Consider the following 24,835-nt stretch of genomic DNA (forward strand, 5'->3'; position numbering starts at 1 on the left):
TGAGCGCGGGCCGCCGTTCTCGCGGCGGCCCGTGAAGCCTTGGCCCGGATGAAACTCACCCGCCGCAAGCGACGCGGTGGACCAGTCCGTACACGCCGTAGCGCACCATGTACGGCAGCGCGTACTCCGGGAAGGCCGCCGCCGCGCGCTTCTCCAGCTCCGCGTGGTGGGGCGCCGCCGCGTCACCGCACAGCTCCGCCTTGCGCCCACCCAGCTCCGCCGCGTACGTCGTCACCACCGTCACCATTCCATCCAGGTAGCGCTGCTGCGCGGCAATCGCCTCCGCCACCGGCGCTGACGTCCCGCGCCCGCCGTACACCGTGGCGCGCGGCCACGCGGACAGCTCCCCCAGCGCCGCCTTCCACGCCTCCACGTCCGGCACCACCTTGCCGTCACGCACCCCACCCTCCAGCCACGCATGCGCGCCGTGGTGCACCAGGTCTCCGACGATGAGCGCCTCACGCCCCGGCACGTACGCCACCGTCTGCGTCACCGTGACACCCGCGTGCTTCAGCTCCGTCAGCTCCACCTTCGCGCCGCCCTCCAGCGGCAGCGAGTACGCCCCCTTGAACGTGACATCGACCGTCGCCTGCGCCGGATAGGTCTCCTCGGTGAAGGCCTTCGCCACGTTCACCCAGAAGTACTTCTTGTATGCGTGCACGGCGGGAATCGCGGCGGCGGTGGCCTCGCTCGCCACCACCTTCGCGCCCGCGCGCTGGAACACCGCCGCGCCGTTGAACTTGTCGGGGTTCGGATGCGTGATGACCACGTAGCGGATGGGGTGGTCCGTCCGCGAGCGGATGTGCTCCAGCACCCGGTTCGCCTCCGCCTCGGTGAACTGCGCGTCGAAGACCACCACCTCCGCACCCGTGTCATAGAAGAACGAGTGCGTGTCGAAGCCGTTCGCGTCACTCGTGTAATGCGCCACCTCGGAGTCGCCCAGGTTCGCCTTCGTCCCCGCGCACCCCAGCACCAGCAGCGCCCCCAGCGTCAGCACCGTCGAGTTCATCGTGAAGCCCATGGTCATCGTCCTCGCGTTGGAATGCCGGGACCTCCAGGGGCCCCAGCGAGCGAGGCGAAACATGCGCGCGGAGCGTCTGGCGCGCTTTCGCGCATCGGCCATCCATTTGTTCGAATCCGCCAGATATCCCAGTACGTCGACCAAGAAGACAGGCGCATCCGCCCTGTCGATGGGCTCCGTTCGCGCCGCGCTGCTCACCACGTGATGCTGTTCCCCCCTTCGGGTGCCAGGCCGCGCATTTCCTCCCGTGGGCAGCGCGACGCTTCCTCACGCACCTCGCGTCACCCAGTCAATCCCGCGCTACGTCCCATCCCGGCCTCCACGCGGCTGGCACCTGACTTGCCTGTGAGCCACCGGCGCTCGGGGGACGTTCGCCCAAGGACGTCGGAGGCGGGACAAGCATGTGCGGGCATGGACGAAGCGGATGGTGGCTGGGATTGCTGGGCGCGCTCTTGCTCGCCGGCTGCAAGGAAGGCGCGGAGACGCGGACTCCTCCCATCGAGGACCAGGACGGACAACCCGACGCGGGCGCGCCTCCCGTCGACGATGACGCCGGAGTGCCCGATGCCGGCGAGCCTCCCGACGCGGGCCTCCCGGACGACGCGGGCACACCCGACGCGGGCCCACCGGATGCCGGAGCGCCCGACGCGGGCCCGGCCAGCGGCCCTCCCATCCCTCCGGATGCGAGCGGCTGGCGCTTCCTCGGCTCCGCGCAGGGCGGACCGCGCGAGGTGCTGGGCGTCACCCAGGACGAGGGCGGAAACATCTGGGTCGCGGGCGGCGAGGACGGCCTGTGTCTGGTGCGCCCCGGCGCGACCACCGTCCAGTGCTTCACGATGGCGGACGGCCTGCATCCCTGGGCCGCGTGGAAGGGCAAGGACCCGCTGCCGGAGAACCGCTACCTCAAGGTGACCGCGGTGACGGGCGGCCCCTCGGGCGTCGTCTTCGTCGGCTACCAGGGCCGCCCCAACTGCGAGAACGAATTCTACAAGCCCCCCGGCCAGCCCGAGGACCCCGCCATCTACAAGAGCGGCGACGCGGACCGCGTGGAGCTGAAGGCCGATGGCACCTTGTCCGTCGTCCACTATGACATCCACTCGCCGGCCCACTCGGTGCCCGGCTACGGCCACCGCGAGAAGCTCTGCACGGTGAACCGCATCGTCTGGGACAAGGCGACCCAGGGCCTGTGGTTCGCCGCCAACCATGGCCTCGCGTGGGGTGAGGCGAACTACCAGGGCGGCGAGGCCTGTGCCAGCGCCCAGGTCCGCGCCGTCAACGAGTGGGCCTATGTCACTCATGACGCCCAGGGCAACGAGGTGGACCGCGAGCTGCGCCAGCGTTGCAAGTTCGGCGTCATGGAGCACGTCCACCCCGCCATCCAGATGCACGGCACGGACGAGACGGACGAGGACAGCCGGCTCGCGGGAGATGTCTGGGGCGTGGCGGTGCGTCCGGACGGCGACGTGTGGATGGGCACGGCCATCCGCAGCTCGCGCTTCCGCATCATGACCAACGGCGTGGGCCACGTGGGCACCGGCGCGCCCTGGAACTTCGAGGCGGCGCGCAAGCAGTCCGAGGAGAAGAAACACAAGGCCAACCGCATCGACATCTGGCCCGACGCCGTCGCCGAACCCATTCCACCCACGCCCGCACAGCGCAAGGACGACGTGGTGAGCGACCTCGCGCTGATGCCGGATGGCACCGTCTGGGTGTCCAGCTTCGCGTGGGGCATGGCGAAGCTGAGCGACGCGGGGCTGGTGGTGGACCAGGCGCTGACGGGTGACGCGGAGCGCTTCGTGTCCTCACTGGAGCGGGATTCGCGCGACGGCAGCCTGTGGATTGGACACCGCTGGGGCAGGGGCCTGATGCGCCTGCACACCGAGGGCACCTTCATCACCCATAACAAGGTCCTGGGGGGCCTGGCCGGCCAGCCCGTCTGGGATATCCAGGTGGCGGGCACGGGCGACGCGCGCGTGGTGCTGGTGGCCTTCGGGGCGACACGTGATGGTGCGAACAACATCACCCGTCCGGGCTCCATCGGCATCTACACCGGCCGTTGACGTGGAGTAGGGTCCCTCCCAACGCGCCGTCCATCGTTGGGAGGACCCACCCCATGCCGAAGGCGAAGTACGTCCTGGCCCTTGACCAGGGCACCACTGGCACCCACGTCTCAATCCTCGACTCGAAGCTCAAGGTGGTGGGCCGCTCCTACAAGGAGTTCACCCAACACTTCCCCAAGCCGTCCTGGGTGGAGCATGACTTGGATGAAATCTGGGCCACCAGCGAGTGGTGCATCGGCCGCGCGCTGAAGGACGCGGGGCTGGTGGGCCGGGACATCTCCGCGGTGGGCATCACCAACCAGCGCGAGACGACGGGCCTGTGGGCTCGCGACTCCGGCAAGCCCCTGCACCGCGCCATCGTCTGGCAGGACCGGCGCACCTCGGAGCTGTGTCGCCAGCTCAAGGAGCGCGGCGTGGAGCCGCGCGTGCGAGAGACGACGGGCCTCGTCGTGGACCCGTACTTCTCCGGCACCAAGCTCCACTGGCTCTTCGAGCACGTCAAAGGCGCACGCGCCAAGGCGGAGCGCGGGGACGTGTGCTTCGGCACCATCGACACATGGCTCGTCTACAAGCTCACCGGCGGCACCACCCACGTCACCGACGTGTCCAATGCCAGCCGGACGCTGTTGATGGACCTGAAGACCTTGCAGTGGAGCGACGAGATGCGCGCGCTCCTGAAGATACCGGCCGCGTGCCTGCCCCAGATTCGCGGCTCAGCGGAGGTCTACGGCACCACGCGCGGCATGCGCAGCCTGCCGGACGGCGTCCCCGTCGCGGGCATGGCGGGAGACCAGCAGGCCGCCCTCTTCGGTCAGGCGTGCTTCGAGCCCGGCGAGTCCAAGTGCACGTACGGCACCGGCGCGTTCCTCTTGATGAACACGGGCACGGAGCCGGTGCGCTCGTCGGCGGGCCTGCTCACCACGGTAGCGTGGCGGCTGGGCGGCACGGGCTCCACCACGTACGCGCTGGAGGGCAGCAGCTTCATCGCGGGCGCCGCGGTGCAGTGGATGCGCGACGGCCTCAAGATCATCAAGCGCGCGCCGGATATCGAAGCGCTCGCCGCCAGCGTGAAGGACACCGGCGACGTCGTCTTCGTCCCCGCGCTGGCGGGCCTGGGCGCACCCCACTGGCGCCCCGAGGCGCGCGGCCTGTTCGCCGGAATGGACCGCTCCACCACGGTGGCCCACATGGCTCGCGCGGTGCTGGAAGGCATCGCCCTGCAGATTCACGACCTCGCGGAGGCCATGCGTCGCGACAGCGGCCGGAACATCCCCGTCTTCAAGGCGGACGGCGGCGCGGCGGCCAACAACCTGCTCATGCAGTACCAGGCGGACCTGCTCGGCGTGCCGGTGGTGCGCCCAAAGAACCTCGAGACCACCAGCCTGGGCGCGGCGTTCCTCGGCGGCCTGGGCGCGGGCGTCTGGGACAGTCCGGAAGCCATCCGCCGCGCGTGGAAGGCGGACAAGGTCTTCAAGCCGAAGATGAAGGCCGACCTGCGCGAGCGTCACCTGGGCAAGTGGAAGCGCGCGGTGGAGCGCGCATGAGCCGGGGGGCGCGCACAGGCCCGCTGCTCGCCGCCATGCTCGCCCTGGTTGTCGGTACGGGCTGCCCGGGCGATGTGCCGCCGGAGTCGTGTATCAGCGGCGACCCCATCGGCCCGATTCCGCCGTTGGTGCTCGTGCCGGTGGGCCAGGAAGCGAGCCTGCGCGTCACCGCCAACCCGAACATGAACTGCGCCCTCGACGAGGGCAGCTTCCCCGAGTCCGTCACCGCCGAGGTCCAGGACCCCGACAACCTCCCCGTGCAGGCCACGGTGGAGCTGACCTCCGGTTGGGGGGCCACGCTCCGCTTCACGCCGACGATGACGGGCCGCTACCACGTCATCGTCGCCTTCGCGCCGGTGGGCAGCCTGAGCCAGTTCGACGTGTACGTGGCGGAGGACGAGCGCCAGCGCCCCTCCGTGGCGCGGCTCTCCGGCGTGCCCCAGTGCCAGCACCTGGACCGCACGAGCAGCGGCACCTGGGTGTGTGACGGCCGGGCCCATCGGGGGTCGGGGTTCCCGGAGCAGACGGTGGGAAGGGACCACCGCCCTTCGACGGCCGTGGTGGGGAACGTGGTGTGGACGATGGTCGAGGGTCAGGTGCGCCGCTTCGTCGACACAGGCGAGGGGCCCCTGGTGCGCGCCGGCAGCGCGCTCTACCCCACCAGCATGGCGACGGACGTCTCCCCCCACACCCGCCTCGCCACGGAGAACGAGTACCTGGTGCTGGATGCCACCACCCTGTACCGCTACACCTTCACCGAGGAGCTGGGGCTCAGCGTCGCCCGGACGTCCAAGTGGACCGAGCAGCCCGGGCTGGCCTTCGGCTCGGACTCCACGCAGGTCATCGCCATGCGCGTGGGTCCGACGCTGTGGCTGGTGAGCCGCTTCCAGGAGCCGGTGACCTTCCTCGCGCGCACGCGGGCCTGCCCCTTCCAGCTCGACGCGCAGGACCACTATGTCCCCGTGTCGGGCCAGCCCTGCCAGGTCCTCGCCGGTGAGCCACTGGGCCATGGCGACGGCGTGCTGTGGACGCGAGAAGTGACCTCCACCCCGCGAGGGTTCACCAGCGTCCTGCATCGCCACCTGGTGACAGCGGAGCGCGGCCTCGTGGAGGAAGGCGTGCTGGCCCTGGGTGACGGGCTCTCCGTCTCCGTGCCGGAGCTGCGCGCGGGCCCCGCCCTGCCCGTCATCACCTCCTTCGGAAGCACCGGACCGGCCGCCACCCCGCGCTGGGACGCGGAGCGCAACGCGCTGTTGCTCGTGTTGTTGCCCGGCCCGGGAACGAACACCGGCATTACACGCGTCTCGGACCATTTCACCTGGACGGTGAACCTGGACGGGCTCACCGACCTGCGCATCCACCCGTGGACGTCCAGCCCCTGACGTCGCCATTCGGATGGCTTCCCTCGGGCGCGAGAGCGGATATGAAGGAGGTCATCATGGCCCACGACCGCACCCTGCTCGCTCCCGAGGCGCTCCAGTCCTTCCTCACCCAGCATCCCGACTGGAAGCATGAGGGCGGGATGATTCGCCGCACGTACGAGGCACCCTCCTTCCTCGCGGGCATCGCCTTCGTGGAGAAGGTGGCCCAGGCGGCGGAGAAGGCGGACCACCACCCGGACATCGACATCCGGTGGCGCAAGGTGACGCTGGCGCTCGTCACGCACGACGCCGGGGGCCTCACGTTCCGCGACACCGCGCTGGCCGCGGACGCCGACCGGCTCTTCGCCGAGGTGGTGCGGGCTCGGTGAGGCACTTCGCGGTGAGTGCCTCCAACAACGTGATGGACTCCAGGATGGGCAGCTCGACGCGGTGGAACGGATGGCTTCGCGCGCTCGGCGGATGCGCGGTGCTGGGCCTCGCGCCCGCGGCCTGGGCGCAAGACGAGGAGCCCACCCAGCCGCGTCCGGAGCGGCTGTATTTCAATCCCGGCGCGCTCCTGGGCTCGGCGCGCGTGGTCGCGCTGGGCGGCGCCTACGTGGGCATCGCCGAGGGCGCGGCGGGGTTCCCCAGCAACCTGGCGGCGCTGGCCCACCGGGGCCCCGCGCTGGAGAAGGACTGGGACTTGGGCGTCACGCTGTCCTGGCTGGACCTGCCGTTCACCAGCGGACGCGCGCGCGACGTGGACAACGACGGGCGTCCGGACGAGTCGCAGGACCGGCGACAACTGCTGGGCGGACTGCTGTTGCAGTACAAGCGCTTCGGCATCGGCTTCGCGCTGCGCAACAGCGCCGTCTCCTACTGCGCGACGGAGGCCTGCGCCGGGGACAGCGAGCGCATCCGCGTGTCGCTGACGCAGTCGGTGCTGGCCGGAGCGGTGTCTTTCGGACAGGACGACTTCATCCTCGCGCTGGGCATCTACGCGGCGCAGGCGTCCTTCCGGCTGCAATCCGGCGGGACGGAGCTGCGCTACGGCGACACGGGCGTGGCGGTGGACATGTTGTACCGCCCGCATGGCCGTCCCTGGCGCATGGGTGTAACGGTGCGGCCGGAGGTCGTCGCGGACTGGAGGCGAGAGGAAGGCCAGGCGCCGGTGCTGGCGGACCGGACGCTGTTCGGCGCGGTGGTGTCCCCGGCGGTGCTGTCGGTGGGCGCGAGCTGGCGACTGGGCGAGGGCGCGGAGCGTTACAACCGCCTGTCTCCCGCCGCCCGACGTCAGCTCGTCATCGAAGGGGACGCGCTGCCAGTGCCGGAAGAGGAACCCAAGGATGCTCCGGCGGGACGGTGGCTCATCAGCGCGCAGGTGGACCTCCTGTCCGGCGTGGACAACGCGGTGCCGCTGCGCAGCTTCGCGTCGACGGCGGAGGAGGAGCGCGTGGGCCACGGCTCCGAGTTCGCCCCCCGACTGGGCGTGGAGCACGACACGGTGCCGGGGATGATTCGGCTGCGAGCGGGCGTGTACGCGGAGCCCTCGCCCTTCGACGGTCGGCCGCCCCGCCCCCACCTCACCGGCGGCTTCGAGGTCTTCATCCTGCGCTATTGGGAGGACTGGTCCATCAGCACCTCGTTCGACCTGGCGAGCCGCTACACCAACGTCGGCCTGTCCGTGGGCTTCTGGCGCTGAAGCCCAAGGAGCGAGGTGCGCGTTGCCCGGGCTGGGAAGCGCGCCTCCCTCACAGGAGAGGTCCGGTGCGCAGGCGAGGCACACGGACGCCTCGCGGGTGATGCGTCGCGCGCTTCGGAGCGGGCGGGCGGGCAAACGTCGCACACGGTATTGCTGGCACCTACCAGCATGGAGAACCTCCGAGGGGCGGGAGGGGGCTTCATGCACCAGGGGCGGCGATGGTTGCGGACTGTCGCGTTCGCGACAGCGGTGGGCTGGGCGGGGCTGCTGACAGGTTGTGACGACGCGGAGGCCGACACGCCTCCGGATTGTCCGAACGAGTCGCGAAGCGACTGTCCCGCGCAGGAGACGCCTTCGGAGGAAGATGACGCGGGGACGCCGCCTCCCGGGGAGACTCCGGACGCGGGCGCTCCGGATGCGGGCGGCCCACCGCCGATAGAGCCACCGCCTCCGCCACCCCCGGCGACACCGGGAAGCACGCTGTGGCTGGCGCGCGAGGGCACCGCGCAGGATGACCTGGCGCTCGGCGCGGCGGTGGATGCGAATGGCGACATCCTCACCGTGGCCTTGTACGAGCTGGATGACCTCCAGGAGCGTCAGCCCACGGACAACACGGTGCGGCTGACGCTCGCGCGGCGCATCCCGACGGGAGAGATGCGGTGGACGCGCAGCTTCGCGGTGCGCGTGGCGGAGACGCCCGAGTCGCTGCGCGCGGACGTGAATGCACGCGTCGCCCCCGCGCCCGACGGGGGGCTCTTCGTGGCGGTGGATGCCCGGGGGCTCGTGGACTTCGAGCCGCTGGAGCTGGGCAACGGCGCCTTCCTCGTCCGCCTGGACGCGGCGGGCAATGTCCTCTGGTCCGCCACCGTTCCAGGCAGGGATGCCACCGTGGCGGACCTGGTGCTGGATGCCCAGGGACGGCCGATGGTGGCGTTCAACACCTCCGGCCCGACGGACTTCGGCGGGGGCGTGGTGGGCTCCGGCGCGGTGGTGGTGACGTACTCGCTGGACGGCAAGCCCGAGCAGGCGCTGTCCATCGGCCGGGCGGAGGGCTCGGACTCGCGGGTGACGGTGACCACCCTGGCGCGCGGCGCGAATGACAGGCTCGTGGTGGGTGGGCGCTACCTGGGCGCGGCCCGCTTCGGCACCCAGCGCACGGAGTCGTCGAAGGACGGCAGCCCGTTCGTCGCCGTGTACCAGGCGACCGGAGTCCTGGTGTGGGCAAGGCCGCTCGCCCAGGCCAGCGGCACCATGAGCGACGTGGGCGTGGACAGTCAGGGCACGGTGATGGCGCTGGGCTCCTTCCTGGGCACGGTGTCCTGGGGCACGACGAAGCTCCACGGACATGTGTACCGGGCCAGCCCGTTCCTCGTGTCGGCGGATGCCACGGGCAAGGAGCGCTGGAGCCGCAACCTGGGGGATGGACTCCAGGCGGGAGCGCTGGGCGTGGAGCCCACGGGCGGAGTCGTCGTCGCCGGGTTCACCTACTCGCTCATCGTGGATGGCGCGTCAGGGCCGGACGGGCTCGGCTCGGCGCAGCCCCTGGCGCTGCGCTACGGACCGGATGGCGCGTCGCTCGGGTTGCGCCTGTACCTGTCCGACCCGCCCCGCCCCCGAGGCGAGCTGTATGGGCTGGAGGACATCCGCTTCGTGCAAGTGCTCCCGGACGGCGATGCCCTGCTGTTCGGCCACACGGACCGCGAATCCGACTTCGGCACGGGCCGTCGGTCGCCCGCGCGGAGTGATTTGTTCCTGCTTCGCATGAAGCGCTGAGCGCAGGGAGGAGGCCCGTGGGGACCTTCTTGAAGGGTCCTCGGCCTCACCTGAAGCGCTGAGCGCGGCAGCGGGGACCCGTCTCTTGCGAGGGGTCCCCGCTTGCTTTCGCGTCGCGAACTAGCGGCGCGTCGTCCGGCGGGTGGTCTTCCGGGCGCCCTTGCGCGCGGTGGTACGGGTGGTGGTGCGACGGGCCGGGCTCTTGCGCGCGGTGCGTCCCGCGGCCGCCGTCCGGCGCGTGGTGGCCTTGCGGGCAGCGCCCTTGCGCGTGCCCCGGACGGCCGTCTTCCGCTTGGCCGTCTTGCGCGTCGTCGACTTGCGCGTCGTCGACTTGCGCGCGGCGGTCCTGCCCCGCTTCGCGGAGGCACGGCGCGAGGTGGTCTTCTTCGCACGAGCACCGGTGCGGCCAGCGGCCTTCTTCGTGGCCCGACGCCGCCGCGCGGGCGACTTGCGCGTCACGGACGACGAGTCTGAGGTCCCACCCAGGTCCGCGGGCGCCAAGGCATCGGTGATTTGCGAATTGACGGTCTCGTGAGTCATTCCATCTCCTCCAGAAAGGGGAACCGCGTGAATTACGAACCACAGCGTACGCCGATGCGCACGCGATGAGAGCCATCCCCTCGGGAAGATGAACGACAGCGGACGAATGGCGCGTCAGCCTTCACGCATCACGGTGCGCGAGCCAGCTCGCGTTCGACCTTCTCCACCTGCGCGAGCGACGCCTTCAGTCCATGGTCCGTCGCCACCGCGCGCGCCCGTCCCAGTCGCTCCTCCACTCGCGCTCGCTCGCCACGCAGCGCGTGGGCCCGCGTCAAATCCAGCAGCAGGTCCACCGTCGAAAGCCAGTCCTCGTGGGACTCCGCGTTGGAGAGGGACTGCTCCAGGAAGGGAAGCGCGGAGGTGGCGTCCTCGCGGCGCAGGTGGATGCGGCCCAGGACGGCCCGGGCCTCGCGCTCTCCCGACGGGTCCTTCAGCTCGAGCGCCAGCGCCAGCGCCTTTCTCGCGGGCTCCAGCGCGGAGGTGCCCTTGGGCTCGATTCGGGAGCGGACCTGGGCCACCGTCACGAGCGCGAACAGCTCTCCGGTGCGAAAGCCCACCTGCTCCCTCAGGCGCAGCGACTCCTCGAACTGCTCCAGGGCCAGCTGAAGCTCCCCCCGGTCCTCGGCCAGCCCCGCGAGGTGCCGCAGGTTGTAGGACTCCATCAACGCGTCTCGCGAGGCGCGGGAGAGCGCCAGGGAGTGCTCGAAGGTCGACCTGGCGCCCGTGAAGTCCTCCTGGAACTGCTGGGTGAGGCCCAGGTGGAAGAGCGCCACGATGTGTCCGCGCGTGTCCCCGGAGGACTCGGCCAGGTCCCGTGACTGCTCGAAGAGGGCGACGATGGGCGCCCACTCGCCCTTCCCCGCCAGCAGCTTGTCGAAGTAGTGGAACATGCCCTCGGCATCGAGCGCGGCGACCCGCGCGCGCGCATCCCCCGAGTCCTCCGCGAGCCTCCGCGCTCGACGCAGCAAGTCGAGGACCTGGGCCGCATCCATCCCAGGCTCATGACGGAGCTGGCGGGACAGGACGCGTCCCAACTCCACCTGGAGGCGGGCCTCACCGCCCGGGTCCTTCAGGAGTCGAGCCCGCTCACTGGCGAACCGGCCCAGCGCCGCGGCCTCCTGGAAGCGGCTCTCCAGGTCATATGCCTGCATGACGGTGACGGCCGCCTCCGTGAACCGTCGCCCCTCTTCCAGGGTGACGGGGTCTCCGCTCCCACGCGCCGACTTCCCGGCGGCGCAGGCGGTAACGAGCGCAGCCAATCCCACACACACGACAGGCCTCATGACGTCCTCCATGGGGAGGCGACCGGCCTCCCAGCGCGAGGAAGACTAAGAACGGAGCTGTCCGGTGGGGCACGGATGGGATGAGACGCGGAATCGAGGGACGAGCCGAAGCCGGACGAGGACGAGTCACGACGCCTCACGGGCGATGGCGCAGGCGCGTGCGTGCGTCTAGCCTCCCGAGCGCCATGACTCCCGAGGAGAAGCAGAGACTCATCGAGCGCGCTCGCGCCATCCTCCTGGAGCAGGTGCCCCACTGGGAACCGGCGACTCCCGAGGAGAGCAACCCATCCAGTGGCTACGAGCAGCTCGCGGCCGCGGTCAGGGGTGCCCTCGCGGGAGAGCGCGGCGGGGTCCCCACGCTGCATCGCGTCTTCGACGAGAGGTTCTTCGCCGCGACGAACTCACATCATGAGTATGCGCTGGCCGCCCTGAGCCTCGCCCTGCTCGGAGACCGCGCGTCCATCCAGCGCATTCGAGCGGTGTCCGCCATCAACCTGAACCGTGAAGCGAAACCGCTCGCCCTGGCGATTCTCGACGCCACGGAAGAGCCGCTCCCGGCTCACGGGGAGTCGAGCAGCTCGCCCGAAGAAGCCTGAAGGCGAAGCAGCTTGGAGTGCGGGGAGGCACACGTCACAGGGGATGGCCGAGCACCTGCTCCAGCCGGGCCCGGTACGTGCGACTCAACGTCAGCTCCTGCCCGTCGCGCAGCACCAGCCGGTGGTCGCCCGACAGCGTGGGCGACAGCGAGACGATGCGCTCCACGTTCACGAGCGCCGAGCGGTGGACCCGAGCGAACCGACGCGGCGGCAACCGCGCCTCCAGCTCCGCCATCGTCTCGCGCAAGAGGTGCGCCTCCGCGCCGACATGCAACGTGACGTAGTTGCCTGCGGACTCCACCCAGTCCAGGTCCTCCACTGGGACGAGCAGCGTCCGGCTCCCCGTCTTCACCACCAGTCGCTCGGTGGGCACGGCCACGGGCTCCGGGCGCAGCTCCTGGAACAAGCGCTGGAGCTGCTGACGCAAGTCCCCAGGAGGCGCGGCCAGTCGCTCGCGCACCCGGACCAGCGTGCGCCGGAAGCGCTCCACCGTGAACGGCTTGAGCAGGTAGTCCACCGCGGCGGCATCGAAGGCCCGCAGCGCGTGCTGAGGCCAGGCCGTCACGAAGACGATGACGGGCGGAGGCGTCAGCGCCGCTTCGGCCAGCACACCGAATCCGTCGCGCTCCGGCATCTCCACGTCCAGGAAGACGAGCGCGGGCCGCTCGCGGGCCATGACCTCCAGGGCCTCGTGCCCGTCGCAACACTCGGACACCGGATGAAGGTCCGGCTCCGAAGCCAGGAGCGTGCGCAAGCGCTCCCGGGCCAGGGGTTCGTCGTCGACGATGAGCGTGCGGACCGTCATGCCCGGGCGCTCCGGAAGGGCAGCGAGAGCGAGACGACGAAGCCTCGGGGCGCGTTGGCCTCGCACGTCAGTGACTGAGAGACACCGTAGAGCCGCTCCAGCCGAGCGCGAGTCGACCCCAGTCCGATTCCCTCGCTCAGCCCGGAGAGCCCCTCCGCGGGCGGCCCGACGCCGTCGTCTCGAACCTCCAGTGACAGTCGGTCCCCGGCCCGCTGGACGCGGACCCAGACCCGGCCGGGCCCCCGACGGGGAGCGATGCCATGACGGATGGCGTTCTCCACCAGGGGCTGGAGCACCAGGGGCGGAACCAGGGCGTCGTGCACATCGGGCGCCACCTCCACATCCACCTGGAGCCGGTCGGAGAAGCGGGTGCGTTCGATGTCCAGATAGGGCGCGAGCAGGTCCAGCTCCTCGGAGAGCGGCACCTCGTGGCGACCGTCGCGCTCCAGGCTGGCGCGCAGCAGCTCACTGAGCTGGCCCACCATGCGGTCCGCCGCGTCCACGTCGCGGTGCATGAGGGTGGAGATGGCGTGCAGGGTGTTGAACAGGAAGTGGGGCCTCAACTGGCTGCGCAAGAGGTGGAGCTGCGCCTGCGCGAGCTGAGCCTGGAGCCCCGAGGCGCGAACGGCCTCCTCACGCACCTGTCGCGCGTAGCGCAGGGTCGCATCGAGCCCCACTACGGAGAGGTAGATGAGCAGGTCGAAGTCCGTGGTCTTCGACAGGAGCCAGGTGAAGTAGGTCCACGCGGCGGCCCCACCGCCTCCCGCGGGCTGGAGCAGGAGTTGACGCAGCCCCGCCAGGAGCGCCAGGTGTGCCGTGGCGAAGAAGACCGCGGGGGGCAGGTGCAACGCGAGCTGGACGGGCCAGGGGCGCCCCGTGCCTCGCACCCGGCGGGCCACGGCGAGGATGAACGGCGTCAACGCCGCCCAGCCCCCCCAGACGATGGCCCCCGTGAGCAGCGTCTCGCCGAAGACGGGGGGCGCGCCAATGGACGCCTTGTAGACGGAGAGCTGCGCACCGTAGATGAGCGCGAGCACCGTGTACCCGGCCAACACCAACGCGGGCCCGAGCCAACGCGAACGGAACGTGCGGGCCTCCTCGCCGGAGGACACGGGGTGCGGCCCGGTGATGTCTTTCAGTCCGACCACGAGGGCCTGACTCTAACAGGCCTCCAGGACGTCCGGCGGGAGGCCGCCACCGCGCACGCTCAGGACACCGCGCGCCGCCGCTCCAGGAGGCTGGCCGCGCAGAGAAGTCCCAGCAGCACCGCGCTCAGGACGACCTGCGCTGGAATGCCCAGCACCTGTCCGGTCCCCGCTCGCTCCGGGTCGACGAAAGCCGTTCCCGGAAACGCGATGCTCCCCAACTGCGCCAGCCAATACAGGGAGGCGAAGAGCATCCCGGTGCGTGGTCGCGGCCCCGCATCCTGGCCGCGCCACCAGGTGAACCCGAGCGCACAGGCACCGAGCCCCAAGCCCAGCAACATCGTCTGGGCACCGTGAAACCTCGCATGCGGTGGCCACAGGGGATTGAAGAGATGCGTCGCGTTCCAGTCCGCGAGGAACGGCCCCACCATCGTCACCCCTGCGACGAAGGTGACGAGTCCCTTCCCCACAAGCGACCCGCGTGCCGAGACCGTGCCTGGATGAATGTTCGTGCCGTGCATCCGCACCGACATGTCGCCTCCTCGTGAATGCATGAAGCTTCGAGAGGACACGCAAGGTAGGCGTGCGAGCCGAGAGGGTCGCGGCGGAAGGTGCGCGACCTAGGCGAAAGGTGCTCCATTCGAGGCACGCACGCGGTACTCGCGAGGCGAGCAGCCATAGCGGGCCCGGAACGCGCGCGCGAAGCGTCCCGGGTCGGTGAAGCCGCACGCCAGGGCGACCTCCAGCACGGAGGGCGTCCGGGCCGCTCGGAGTTGCTCAGCGGCGCGCTCGAGCCGAAGTGTCGTGAGGTGCTGATACGGGCTCGCGCCGACCTGCGCGCGGAAGACATGCAGGAGCGCATAGCGGCTCATCCCCGCGACGCGGGCCAGGTCCTCCACGGACAGTCGCTCGCGATATCCATCGTTCATGGTCGCGAGCACCCGACGAATGCGCCGGTCGAGGTGAGCACCCGAGGGTGGCGAGTGGAGCGAGGCTCGCGCCACGCCGAACACCGTGGCGTCCGAGAGGGACTTGATGAGCGGGTCCTTCATGGAGGCACCTTCGGACGCCTCCTCCATGAACAACCGGATGAGCTGCGCGAGCCGGTCGTCGGCACCGAGGACGAGCGGTTCGAGCGGGCCATGCACGGGGAGCCCGAGGGTCATCGCGGCGACCGCGATGATGGACGCGGGGACCATGATTTGCTGGAGCGCCGCGACGCGGACCCTCGGGGTGACGACGGCCCCCGGGGGCAACACGATGCACGCTCCATCCGACGCCACGAGCAGCTTCCCTGAAGCGAGCTCGAACTCAACCCGCCCGGCCTCGACCCAGGTCAGCTCGAAGTCGGGGTGGTGGTGACGAAGCCCGCGCTCGACGCGCCGCCCGCTCACGGCGCGGCGGACGACACGGTCAGCGACCGGCGGCGCCTCCAGGCTGGCGATGCGCATCCCCATGCGATGTCAGGGTAGCGCGGCGGGCGCACCCGCGCGCAAGGCTCCGAGCCCCGTCAGCCCTTGAGGAACGCGGCCAGCTTCTCGTACGCCACGGCCAGGGGAGCGATGGGCGCGCTCTCGTTGGCCTGATGCGCCTGCGCCGTCTCACCGGGGCCGTAGTTGATGGCGTCCACGCCCCACTCGCCGAAGCGGGCCACGTCCGTCCACGCCTGCTTGGACGCGGCGGGCAGCCCGGTGATGGCGAGCAGCTTCTGGAACAGGGGGTTGCCAGCGACGACGGGCCCGCTGGGCGAGGCGTCGGTGATGTCCACCTCCGCGCGGCCCGCGACGAGCGCATGCACGTCCGCCTTCGCCTGCTCGATGCTCTTGCCCGGCGCGAAGCGGTAGTTGAGGTTCAACTCGAACGCCTCCGGGATGACGTTCCGCGCGCGGCCGCCCTTGGCGAGCGTGGCGTTGATGACCTCGTAGAAGCGGAAGCCATCCACATCCACCTCCACGCGCTGACGGGCCAGCAGCTCCGTGAGGAACGGCCCCGCCTTGTGGATGGCGTTCTCCCCCTGCCACGGCCGCGCCGAGTGCGCGCTGCGTCCGGTGAAGCGCACCGTCACCTGCATGGAGCCGACGCAGCCCACCTGCACCTCGCTGTCGGTGGGCTCCATGGCGATGCCGAACTTCACGCCCGCCAGGTCCGGACGCTTCGCGAAGAGGGGGATGAGGCCACTCTCCGCGTAGGCGCCCTCCTCGCGCTCATAGAAGAGGAACGCGAGATTCACGGGCAACGTGTCGCGGCGCAGGTCCTCCGCCAGCGCCATCATCACCGCGAGCCCGCCCTTCATGTCCGAAGCGCCCAGGCCGAAGATGCGCTCACCCTCGATGCGAGGCTCCCGCCCCACGTCACTGGGGTGCGCGGGCACGGTGTCCAGGTGGCCGATGAGCGCCACCGTGGGTCGTGGGTCGTCCAGGCGACCGAGCAGCAACGTGTGCCCTACCCGGAAGACTTCCCTCGCGGGGAAGTGCTGGAGCGCCCAGCGCTCGACGAAGTCGGCGATGGGGCCTTCGTGGGTGATGGGGCTGGAGATGCGGCACAGCTCGAGCGTCGTGCGGGCGAGCCTCGTAGCGAGGTCTTGAGAGGACATGCGCCTCCCACCATAGCGCCACCCCCACCTCGCCCGCTGATCTCCCTCCACCCCGACGACAATCGGGGCCACCAGGCAGGCGAGTCAGGCCCTGAAATTATCGATTACTGGAAAACCCGCTGACAGACGGCCCCAGGCATGCCGCGAGTGAAGAGGATGCCCGACGAACCCCTTCCGGGATTACGAGTGACAGTGCTCGGGCGTTCACTGACACTCGCGCCGCTTTCCACCTCCGAGGATGAAATGTCGGCCAAGTCGAACAGTGACGCGACCCAGGCGCTGCTCTCGCTCTGCGAGGCCAAGGCCCGCTGGAAGAACGAGCTGACCTCGGAGGCCGTGAAGAAGGCCGTGGCCGAAGGCGCTGACGTGAATGCCGGCAACAAGTACGGCCTGACGGCGCTGCACCTCGCCGTGCAGGCGCCCTACACGAAGGGCGACCCGCTCCCCAGCGTCGACGTGGTGCGAGCGCTCATCGAGGCGGGCGCGGACGTGAACGCGCGCGACGCCCATCAGCAGACGCCGTTGATACACGCCGTCAGCTACGAGCCGGACAAGGACAGCGAGGACCGGGCGCTGGAGATCATCCGGGTGCTGCGCGCCGCGGGCGGCAAGGTGCCCTCGGAGGTGACGGACAGGAGCGGCGGCGCGTTCAGACTGTCGACCGAGGCGCTCTACCGGGAGGTCCTGGACGCGGGCGCGACCGTCAACGTGCGGGACGATTCGGGACAGACGCCGCTTCACCGCGCGATGGGCGTGGGCAAGCCGGAGCTCGTGAAGCTGCTGCTCGAGCGTGGCGCCGACGTGAATGCCATCGACGGGTTGGGGCGCACGCCGCTGGGCGTGGGGCTGCGCACCAAGGAGGAGGTGTGGGTGGCCCACAACAAGCGCACGCCGGGCTTCGTCGCGGCCATCAACGCGCTGGAGGCCGCCGGAGGCAAGGCGAGCGTTCCCATCCAGCACGACCCCACGGACCCGTTCGCGCCCTTCCCCATCGACGAGGCCGCGCTGACGAAGGCCCTGGAGGGCAAGAAACTCTCCTTCAAGCACGCGGTGAGTTCGGCGCAGGAGCTGGCCACGGGGCTGCACAGCTTCGGGGACCCAAGCGATGCGTTGGACAAGCTGGAGGCCGTGAGTGATGTGCTCGGCGTGGAGGAGCGGACGGTCCGGCTGAAGGGCCCGCTGACGCTGAAGCGCGTCTTCTTCCACCACGGCGACCTGGAGGTGGACGGCGACCTGGAAATCCAGAAGCCGTTCGCGGTGACGGGGGATGTCATCGTGCACGGCGTGGTGCGGGATGCCGGGAATGACTCGCTCGTGAACATCCTGGGCGACCTGAAGTGCCACGCGCTCTACACGGATGGAGAGTTCAGCGTCGGGGGCGACATCGAGGCGCGGGACGTGGTGCTCGGCTACTACAACGACCACATCCTGAGCGCGGACACCATCCGGGCCAAGGTCGTCATCGAGGATGAACACGCCGTCGATGCCACCGTCGAGGCCGAGCACCACTTCGACATCGACACCTACGCCCAGGGCTACGGTGATGGCGTGGCCGACGACCTCCGAGCCATCTTCGTCGACCAGGTGTTCGAGGGCGAGACGGACAAGCCCGAGGAAGAGGAGTCGGAGGACGAGGAGGAACTGGACGAGGAGGACTCTGAAGTCGAGGACCTCGACGACGTGGACTCCGACGATGACGAAGCGGACGACGACGAAGCGGACGACGACGACGAAGCGGACGACGACGAGGACTCCGACGACGACGAAGCGGACGACGACGAGGACTCCGACGACGACGAAGAGACTTCGGACGACGACGAGGACTCCGACGACGAGACTTCGGACGACGACGAGGACTCCGACGACGACGAAGCGGACGACGACGACGAGGAAGAGAAGCCTCGGCTCGACAAAGGGGCGCTCTTCGACCGAATCAGCAAGGGGCTGCCCGTCTTCCGCAAGGCGAAGAAGTAGGAGTTCCGCACAGCAGGCGCGGGAGCTTTCCTCCCGCGTCCGCCGCGGCTCCAGGGCACTCCTGGGTCAGAACGTCCGGATGAAGTCGAGCTCCACGCCGGGGTTCTTCGCGCCCCCCGCGTCGGCGGGAGTCACCGCCTGGGCCTTCGCCGGAAGCGCCGGGCTGCCTGACGCCTGCCAGGCGGACACGTGGCGGAACGAGTTGGCGTCGAAGCCCGCGAGCATCAACACGTTGGGCACCCGCGAGGGCAGCGGCGCGTTCTCGTAGGCCCCCAGGTTCCACAGCACCACGTCCACCGGACCCAGCACGTGGTGCCACGCCTGGAGCACGGCCTGGAGCGGCGGCACGCTCGCGTCGAACTCGATGCCCCTCTTTCGCAGCGACTCCACCAGACCCGGCTCCACTGTCTGGACCTCCGGCGGATGGAACTGCATGTCGGAGAAGAAGTAGAGCGTGCGGGGCCTCGGCCGCGAGGGATTCTTCAACAGGAGGGCGATGAGGTTCATCACCGAGTTCACCACCTGCGTGCTGCCCCACCCCTGCCCGCTGCGCAGTCTGCTGGACAGCTCGAGCACACCCTGCCGTGGTGCGAGGTCCTCCACGAAGATGTCGTCCGAGAACGTCGCCGCGTACCCCAGCTCGCGCGCCATCACCGCGGCCAGCACCACCGCCACGTCCCCCACGTGCGCGGAGCTCTTCGCCCCGCCCAGCTTCGTGGCGAACATGGAGCCGGAGATATCCGCGATGCCCAGGCTCTTGCCCTTCGGCAACAAGCCCTCGCACACCTTCTCCAGGATCACCTCGAAGACAGGCGCGATGGCCGGCTCCGGGTCCGCGTGGAAGCAGTCCTCCCCCTGGGAGTCCTGCCGCGACTTGCCCCACATCGCCGCCCACCACCCCATGTACACCTGATGCGGCCACATCCCCGCGAAGCGACGCTTGCGCGCCTCCGCCAGCAGCACGGCCAGCGGGATGCCCGCCTGATACATCGCGCGGATGTAGCCCTTGAAGGCCATGTCCGGCAGCAGCCCAGGCACGTCCAGCACGCGGCGCCACGTCTCCTGCGTCGACCCCATGAACGACAGCGCCTGCTCCGTGGAGAGCCGCCCCTTCACGAAGTTCTCCAGGCTCGCCTCGCCGCCGAAGAACGCGCGGCGCGCCTCCAGCAGCTCCAGCCCCTGCGCCAGGGCCGTGCGCTCGCGCGTGGGCGCGTGCAGGTAGTGGTAGAGCTTCAGCGTGCGCTCATCCAGGTGCGCCTTCGCCACGCCCATCGCATCCACCAGCCGCAGGCTCGCGCGCTGACCGTTCTTCCGGCGCCGCGAGAGCGGGAACCGCCGCCCCGCGTACTTGAGCAATTGATACAGGTCCATGCCCGCGAGCGCCCGAGCCATGCCCTTGCGCGCCGCCTCGGGCACTTCGCCAAGCCCCAGGTGGTCGAAGTGCGTGAGGAACAACGCCACGTCGTCCGCGCGGTGTCGCAGACAACGGAACGTGTACTCCTCCGTGAAAGGGCCCTCAGGGTCCGCCGCCGCGAGGATGGCCGGCGCGACACTCCCCTGGATGCGATTGCCCTTCCCCTTCACCGGGTCGCGCATGTACGCGGCGAACTTCCAGGCGAAGCCCCGCTCGTGACGCTCCGCCGCGAGCAGCGCCGCCGCGTAGCTCCGAATCTCCTCCACCTGGGTCCGGTAGAAGGTCTCCTCGAGCAGCGCCGAGCCCTTCGTGAAGGTCAGGTGCGTCAGCGGGTCCGTCTGGGACAGGTCGAAGGCCGCGGCACCCTCGTGCGTCAGCGCTCCCACCACCTCACGCAGCACCCGAGGCATGTCCCCTCCCGACCTGAGAAGAAAAGTCGGCGCCCCGCCCCTGATGGCAAGCCATCAGGAGCTCATGGACGAAGTAGGGGCGCCAGATGTCTTGAAGGCTATGACAACTCAGCCCGGCGTGGCGAGTTCTTCCTCGAAGCTGATCTCACCCTCCAGCAGCGTCGCGCACAGACACGCGGGCCCCCGCAGCGCGCTGAAGCCGTGGGCGCTGCCGTCCGTCTTCTCCTGCTCCTCGCCCGGCCACACCTCGTGCCCGCCGTCCTCGCGCAGCCCGCCCTCGAGCACCAGGTTCAGCTCGCGGCCGTGGTGGGTGTGCAGCGGGTAGTGAATCCCCGGGTTCAGCCGCAGCATCGCGCCCATCATCCCCTCGCGCGCGGGCCCCGCCTCTACCGGCATCAGCTCCGAGCCCTCCACCGGTCCCGGCATCCACCGCGACGGGTCCGCCAGGGACTCCAGCAGCTCCAGCGCCCGCTCCCTCGACAGGTCGAAGAACGCGGCCACCCGGTCCGCGAAGCGCTCGAAGCGGCGCGGCCCCTCCATGCGCTCCATCAGGGCCTGGAGCACGGCGGCGGGCGGCTCGACGGGAGGCACCGCCATCGACAGTCCCTGGCGAGCCATGGACAGGCGGTCGGCCTCGACCCGGCAACGAGAACACGTCGACAGGTGCCGCTCCGCGGCCTCCCAGGCAGGGGAGTCCAGGGTGCCGAGGGCCCACTCAGCCAGGATGTCGTCGAGGTGCTCCATCGTCACATTCCGTCCCGTCACACTCCCTCTACGGAAGTATCAACCGCTCTGGATTTCTGGGGTCAGACCGGCACGGCGAAGTCGCGCAGGGCCGAGTTGAGGCTCGTCTTCTTGTCCGTCGACTGTGTCCGCTGGCCGATGATGAGCGCACAGGGAACCATGAATTTTCCGGCGGGGAACTGCTTCTCCCGCATCCCCGGAATCACCACGCTGCGCGCGGGGACGCGGCCCTTGTAGACGCGCTCCTCGGGTCCAGTGACGTCGATGATTTGCGTGGACGCGGTGAGCACGACATTGGCGCCCAGCACCGCCTCCTCCTCCACCACCACGCCCTCCACGACGATGCAGCGGCTGCCCAGGAAGGCCCGGTCCTCGATGATGACGGGGGACGCTGTGGGCGGCTCCAACACGCCCCCCAGGCCCACGCCACCGGACAGGTGCACGTCGCTGCCCACCTGCGCGCAGCTGCCCACCGTGGCCCAGGTGTCCACCATGGTGCCCGCGCCCACGCGCGCGCCGATGTTGACGTAGCCGGGCATCACCACCGCGCCCCGCTCCACGAAGGCGCCGTAGCGCACCGTGCCCGGAGGCACCACGCGCACCCCCGCCTTGTCCAACCCCTTCTTCAGAGGAACTTTGTCGTGGAACTCGAAGGGCCCCACCTCCATCACCTTCATCTCCGACACCGCGAAGAACAGGAGGATGGCCTCCTTCACCCAGGCGTGGACCTTCCAGCCCTCCGCCCCCTTCTCCGCCACGCGCAGCTCGCCTGCGTCCAGCCGCGCCACCGTTTCGCGCACGGCGGACACGAAGTCCGGGTCCTTCAATTTCGTCCGGTCCGCGAACGCGGCGGAGACCTTCTGGGCAAGCTCGTCGATGGGCGGCATGGCGCCTCCTTGAATCACAATTTGGAGCGCCGCGCCGCACCCAACCGCAGGCCCCGCGCGAGGCTCAGGTCCGCGCCGCGCCGGGCTCCACCAGGGGCAGCGTCTGCGTGGTGATCTCCTCGTACAGCTCCGGAGTCACCGCGTCCGCGGGCCCCCGCCCCTCCAGCACCACCGTGCCCGGCGTCACATGCCGAACCCGGGACATCGGCAGCTGCCCCCACCGCCGGCTGAACGGCCAGGGCCTCACGTAGATGTGCACGCCGCTCAGCAGGGCCACGTACCCCAGGAACGTCCCCTCCTCGTCGCGCACGCGCATGCCTCGGATGATGGAGCGCCGCTCGTAGGGCGACGCCATGTCGGGCCAGGCCATCCGTCCACCTCCTTCCACCAACCTGCACCTTCCTCCGCCTACCCGGGAGCACTCCGCACTCGCCTGTTTCCTTGCCAGCGCAGGCAACTGCTTCCCCAACGAAGTCGATAACTTCCTGTTTTCTCTGAATTCACCATGTTGACGACTGGTCAATCGCACCACGGTCGTGCCAGCATGGGGTCACCCCTCACCCCTGGAGGGCAACATGAGCGCTACCCCCCCGCGCCCGTGGAGCCTCGCAGTGGCAGTGCTCGCGTCGTTCGCCGCTGGTTGCCTCGGCGAGGCGTCGCTCGACATGCAAGGTGTGCCGGATTACGACAATCCGAACCCACCGCCTCCCCCGGTCCAGCAGGACGGCTCGCTGCCGTGTGATTTGGAGAGCGTCCCCGCCGGGGTGACGCTCGCGGGCATCGCCAGCGACTTCGAGCGGGTGGTGCAGCCCGCACTGGTGCGGGAGGTGTCGGGCTGTATCTCCTGCCACGCGCCCACCAGCGGACGGCTCTTCCGGGTGGGCCTCAACGGCGTGGAGAACTTCTACGCCATCCGCGCGGCGGGCTATCTCACCCCGTCGTCGGGCTCCATGTTGTCGCGACTGGTCACCACGGATGAGAGCGCGCGCATGCCCAGGGCCCAGCCGGCCTGGAACGCGCAGGAGATCGCCGCCGTGGCCAGCCTCACCTGCCAGCTGGCGGCGGTGGAGACGCGCCAGCCGTCGTCGCCGCCGGACGAGGAGTTCCCTCCCGCGCTGCTGGAGGCCTACAGCGGCCCGTCCGTCGCCACGTATGACAATCCCTTCCTGAGCTACGAGCAGCTCAAGGGCAAGGTGAAGGCCGTCTTCAACGACGACTGGGTGCGCGGCGGCCAGGACCGCTTCGCGCAGAACGTGGGCGTGTTCGGCGGCGTGGACTACAAGGACCACTTCGTCGAGGCGCGCGTGGCCTCGGCCGACTTCTTCCTGGGCCTGGATGATTTGTCGCGCGACGTGTGCCTCACGGCCGCCACCGCGAAGACGGGGCCCTTCTCCGGCCTGGACCTGGCCCTGCCGCTGACGGACATCCCCGCGCCCTCCACGAAGACATACGAGATGGAGGCCGCCGCGAAAGATGGCACCACCATCCCCGCCGGCACGCAGATTCTGGCGAGCACCGGTGGCAAGTCCGGCAGCACCGGGTGGAACCTCTACACCACCGGCACCCTCACCACGCTCCAGCCGTACGCCTTCCCCGCCTCCGCCACCTACCGCTTCACGGTGAAGGCGAAGGGTGACCTGTGCGGCCCGGACCTGCCGAACCTGCAGCTCAAGGTGGACGGCGTGCTGGTGAAGGAGTGGGCCGTCGCGAACAACACGGCCTACGCGGACTTCGTGCACACGCAGGCCGTCACCAGCGGGGACCACATCCTCACGGTGGCCTTCACCAACGACTACGGCGAGACGGGCGTCTGCGACCGCAACCTCCACGTGGACGCGCTCGTGGTGTACGGCCCCACGGAGGCGGCCACCGGCACGCAGCGCGCGGACGCTGCGAAGGCCAAGGTGGACACCATCTACCGGCGGATGCTGTACCGCGCCGCGACGTCGCAGGAGCGCGCCAACGGCTATGCGCTGGTGACGGGCCTCCTGGACATCGAGGCGAACGCCACCAAGGCCTGGAGCGGCCTGTGCGAGGGCCTGATGCGCGCCCCCGACTTCCTCTTCACCCTGCCGCCTTCCTACGAGGCGGCCTCCGGCAAGGAGCGCGACAAGCTGCTGTTGGTGAAGCTGGCGCAGGACCTGCTGGGCCGCCCGCCTTCCGCCGCGGACTTCACCGCGCTGGAGAGCGGCACGAAGACGTGGGAGGCCATGGTGGACGGCTACCTGGCCTCGGCGGACTTCCGCTCCAACTACTTCCGCCGCATGCGCGTGCGCACGGAGAGCGAGGGCACCCCCGACACGGACGAGCCCGCGCGGCTGTGGACCTTCCTCGTCGAGCAGGAGCGGCCACTGCAAGAGTTGCTCGTCGGTGACTACTCGGTGGACGCGGCCTTCCAGCAGGTGACGCGGCCCACGCAGCACGGCAAGACGGGCGTGCTCACGATGAAGGGCTTCATCAAGAACAAGCCGGGCCTGCCGCACTACAACTACGCGGCGCGAGTGATGACGGACTTCATGGGCACGCTGTACGAGGTGCCCGCCGAGGTCTTCGACATGCGCGGCGCGGCCACGGCCTCCTCCACGGTGGACCCCAGCAGCATCTGCTTCTCGTGCCACCAGACGCTCACCCCGCTGGCGCACCAGCGCCTGAAGTGGGACGACGAGGGCAACTACCGCACGGCGGACGAGCAGGGCGTGGCGCTGGACGACACGGACCGGAACCTGGCGGCCACCTACGCCTTCAAGGGCCCGGGCATGGAGGCCTTCGCCACCCAGGCGGTGAAGAAGGAAGCCTTCGTGCGCCGCACGCTCAACGCCCAGTACGCGCTCTTCTTCGGCCGGGAGATGCGGCACCAGGAGGACGAGCGCGTCATCTACAAGCGCCTGTGGGACGTCAGCCAGGCACAGCACGGCAACTTGAAGGCCGTGCTGAAGACCATCGCCACCTCGCCCGAATACCTGCGCCAGTAACCGCGCCCAAA

At 69.9% G+C, this 24,835-nt stretch carries 22 protein-coding genes; 10 read left to right on the forward strand and 12 right to left on the reverse strand.

The genetic code is table 11. From position 1 onward, the window contains the following. Positions 1-55: 55 nt before the first annotated feature. A complete protein-coding gene (locus tag HUA78_RS08785; RefSeq protein ID WP_174476060.1) occupies positions 56-1,021 on the reverse strand; it encodes an MBL fold metallo-hydrolase in 966 nt (321 codons plus the stop codon). Here HUA78_RS08785 and HUA78_RS08790 point away from each other — a divergent pair. From HUA78_RS08790 to HUA78_RS08820, 7 genes are all read left to right on the forward strand, one after another. Further along, positions 1,011-1,226: a hypothetical protein gene (locus HUA78_RS08790; protein ID WP_174467376.1), complete on the forward strand. Its 216-nt coding sequence runs from the start codon at positions 1,011-1,013 to the stop codon at positions 1,224-1,226. The genes HUA78_RS08785 and HUA78_RS08790 overlap by 11 nt on opposite strands. A gap of 196 nt (positions 1,227-1,422) precedes the next feature. Then, positions 1,423-3,081 carry a hypothetical protein gene (locus HUA78_RS08795; protein ID WP_174476061.1) on the forward strand — a complete coding sequence of 553 codons (1,659 nt, stop codon included), beginning with the start codon at positions 1,423-1,425 and terminating at the stop codon, positions 3,079-3,081. Positions 3,082-3,134: 53 nt separating this feature from the next. Next, the gene (gene glpK, locus HUA78_RS08800) at positions 3,135-4,625 is read left to right on the forward strand and encodes a glycerol kinase GlpK (RefSeq protein ID WP_174476062.1); all 1,491 of its coding nucleotides are present in this window, start codon (positions 3,135-3,137) and stop codon (positions 4,623-4,625) included. Then, a complete protein-coding gene (locus HUA78_RS08805) occupies positions 4,622-6,007 on the forward strand; it encodes a hypothetical protein (protein ID WP_174454063.1) in 1,386 nt (461 codons plus the stop codon). The genes glpK and HUA78_RS08805 overlap by 4 nt, the downstream gene beginning before the upstream one ends. A gap of 56 nt (positions 6,008-6,063) precedes the next feature. Then, on the forward strand, positions 6,064-6,375 hold the full coding sequence (locus HUA78_RS08810; RefSeq protein ID WP_141641325.1) for a 4a-hydroxytetrahydrobiopterin dehydratase: 312 nt from the start codon (positions 6,064-6,066) through the stop codon (positions 6,373-6,375). A gap of 44 nt (positions 6,376-6,419) precedes the next feature. After that, positions 6,420-7,688, forward strand: a complete 1,269-nt coding sequence (locus HUA78_RS08815; protein ID WP_174454367.1) for a hypothetical protein — start codon at positions 6,420-6,422, stop codon at positions 7,686-7,688. A 168-nt stretch (positions 7,689-7,856) separates the two neighbouring features. Continuing rightward, complete coding sequence (locus tag HUA78_RS08820; protein WP_254623607.1) at positions 7,857-9,461, forward strand: hypothetical protein; 1,605 nt, start codon at positions 7,857-7,859, stop codon at positions 9,459-9,461. A gap of 120 nt (positions 9,462-9,581) precedes the next feature. On the opposite strand, the gene HUA78_RS08825 is transcribed toward HUA78_RS08820, so the two are convergent. Continuing rightward, positions 9,582-10,001, reverse strand: a complete 420-nt coding sequence (locus HUA78_RS08825) for a cell envelope biogenesis protein TolA (protein WP_141641327.1) — start codon at positions 9,999-10,001, stop codon at positions 9,582-9,584. 128 nt (positions 10,002-10,129) lie between these two features. Then, the gene (locus tag HUA78_RS08830) at positions 10,130-11,284 is read right to left on the reverse strand and encodes a hypothetical protein (protein WP_174454061.1); all 1,155 of its coding nucleotides are present in this window, start codon (positions 11,282-11,284) and stop codon (positions 10,130-10,132) included. 185 nt (positions 11,285-11,469) lie between these two features. Here HUA78_RS08830 and HUA78_RS08835 point away from each other — a divergent pair, with 185 nt between their 5' ends. Further along, positions 11,470-11,880, forward strand: a complete 411-nt coding sequence (locus HUA78_RS08835; protein WP_174454060.1) for a hypothetical protein — start codon at positions 11,470-11,472, stop codon at positions 11,878-11,880. Positions 11,881-11,914: 34 nt separating this feature from the next. Here HUA78_RS08835 and HUA78_RS08840 read toward each other — a convergent pair whose 3' ends face one another. The 5 genes from HUA78_RS08840 to dapE all read right to left on the reverse strand — a co-directional run bounded on the left by HUA78_RS08840 (position 11,915) and on the right by dapE (position 16,423). Next, the gene (locus tag HUA78_RS08840; protein WP_141641330.1) at positions 11,915-12,685 is read right to left on the reverse strand and encodes a LytTR family DNA-binding domain-containing protein; all 771 of its coding nucleotides are present in this window, start codon (positions 12,683-12,685) and stop codon (positions 11,915-11,917) included. Further along, positions 12,682-13,833 carry a sensor histidine kinase gene (locus tag HUA78_RS08845; RefSeq protein WP_371745528.1) on the reverse strand — a complete coding sequence of 384 codons (1,152 nt, stop codon included), beginning with the start codon at positions 13,831-13,833 and terminating at the stop codon, positions 12,682-12,684. The genes HUA78_RS08840 and HUA78_RS08845 overlap by 4 nt, the downstream gene beginning before the upstream one ends. Positions 13,834-13,892: 59 nt before the next feature. Continuing rightward, positions 13,893-14,363 (reverse strand): DUF6640 family protein, encoded by a 471-nt coding sequence (locus HUA78_RS08850; RefSeq protein ID WP_174476063.1) that lies wholly within the window; start codon positions 14,361-14,363, stop codon positions 13,893-13,895. Positions 14,364-14,450: 87 nt separating this feature from the next. Continuing rightward, positions 14,451-15,287, reverse strand: a complete 837-nt coding sequence (locus tag HUA78_RS08855; RefSeq protein WP_174476064.1) for an AraC family transcriptional regulator — start codon at positions 15,285-15,287, stop codon at positions 14,451-14,453. Between the two features lie 53 nt (positions 15,288-15,340). After that, positions 15,341-16,423 carry a succinyl-diaminopimelate desuccinylase gene (gene dapE / locus HUA78_RS08860; RefSeq protein ID WP_141641333.1) on the reverse strand — a complete coding sequence of 361 codons (1,083 nt, stop codon included), beginning with the start codon at positions 16,421-16,423 and terminating at the stop codon, positions 15,341-15,343. A gap of 243 nt (positions 16,424-16,666) precedes the next feature. Here dapE and HUA78_RS08865 point away from each other — a divergent pair, with 243 nt between their 5' ends. Beyond that, positions 16,667-18,397 (forward strand): ankyrin repeat domain-containing protein, encoded by a 1,731-nt coding sequence (locus HUA78_RS08865; RefSeq protein ID WP_174467198.1) that lies wholly within the window; start codon positions 16,667-16,669, stop codon positions 18,395-18,397. Positions 18,398-18,463: 66 nt separating this feature from the next. Here HUA78_RS08865 and HUA78_RS08870 read toward each other — a convergent pair whose 3' ends face one another. From HUA78_RS08870 to HUA78_RS08885, 4 genes are all read right to left on the reverse strand, one after another. Beyond that, complete coding sequence (locus HUA78_RS08870; protein WP_174476065.1) at positions 18,464-20,221, reverse strand: hypothetical protein; 1,758 nt, start codon at positions 20,219-20,221, stop codon at positions 18,464-18,466. Positions 20,222-20,329: 108 nt separating this feature from the next. Continuing rightward, positions 20,330-20,965: a cupin domain-containing protein gene (locus tag HUA78_RS08875; protein WP_174454366.1), complete on the reverse strand. Its 636-nt coding sequence runs from the start codon at positions 20,963-20,965 to the stop codon at positions 20,330-20,332. Between the two features lie 62 nt (positions 20,966-21,027). After that, positions 21,028-21,852: a 2,3,4,5-tetrahydropyridine-2,6-dicarboxylate N-succinyltransferase gene (locus HUA78_RS08880; RefSeq protein WP_174476066.1), complete on the reverse strand. Its 825-nt coding sequence runs from the start codon at positions 21,850-21,852 to the stop codon at positions 21,028-21,030. 64 nt (positions 21,853-21,916) lie between these two features. Beyond that, on the reverse strand, positions 21,917-22,222 hold the full coding sequence (locus tag HUA78_RS08885; protein ID WP_174454055.1) for a hypothetical protein: 306 nt from the start codon (positions 22,220-22,222) through the stop codon (positions 21,917-21,919). A gap of 205 nt (positions 22,223-22,427) precedes the next feature. On the opposite strand from HUA78_RS08885, the gene HUA78_RS08890 reads away from it, so the two are divergent. Beyond that, positions 22,428-24,824: a carbohydrate-binding domain-containing protein gene (locus HUA78_RS08890; protein WP_174476067.1), complete on the forward strand. Its 2,397-nt coding sequence runs from the start codon at positions 22,428-22,430 to the stop codon at positions 24,822-24,824. Positions 24,825-24,835: the final 11 nt, after the last annotated feature.

It is taken from the genome of Myxococcus sp. CA033 (assembly GCF_013336625.1).
Taxonomy (GTDB): Bacteria; Myxococcota; Myxococcia; order Myxococcales; family Myxococcaceae; genus Myxococcus; species Myxococcus llanfairpwllgwyngyllgogerychwyrndrobwllllantysiliogogogochensis.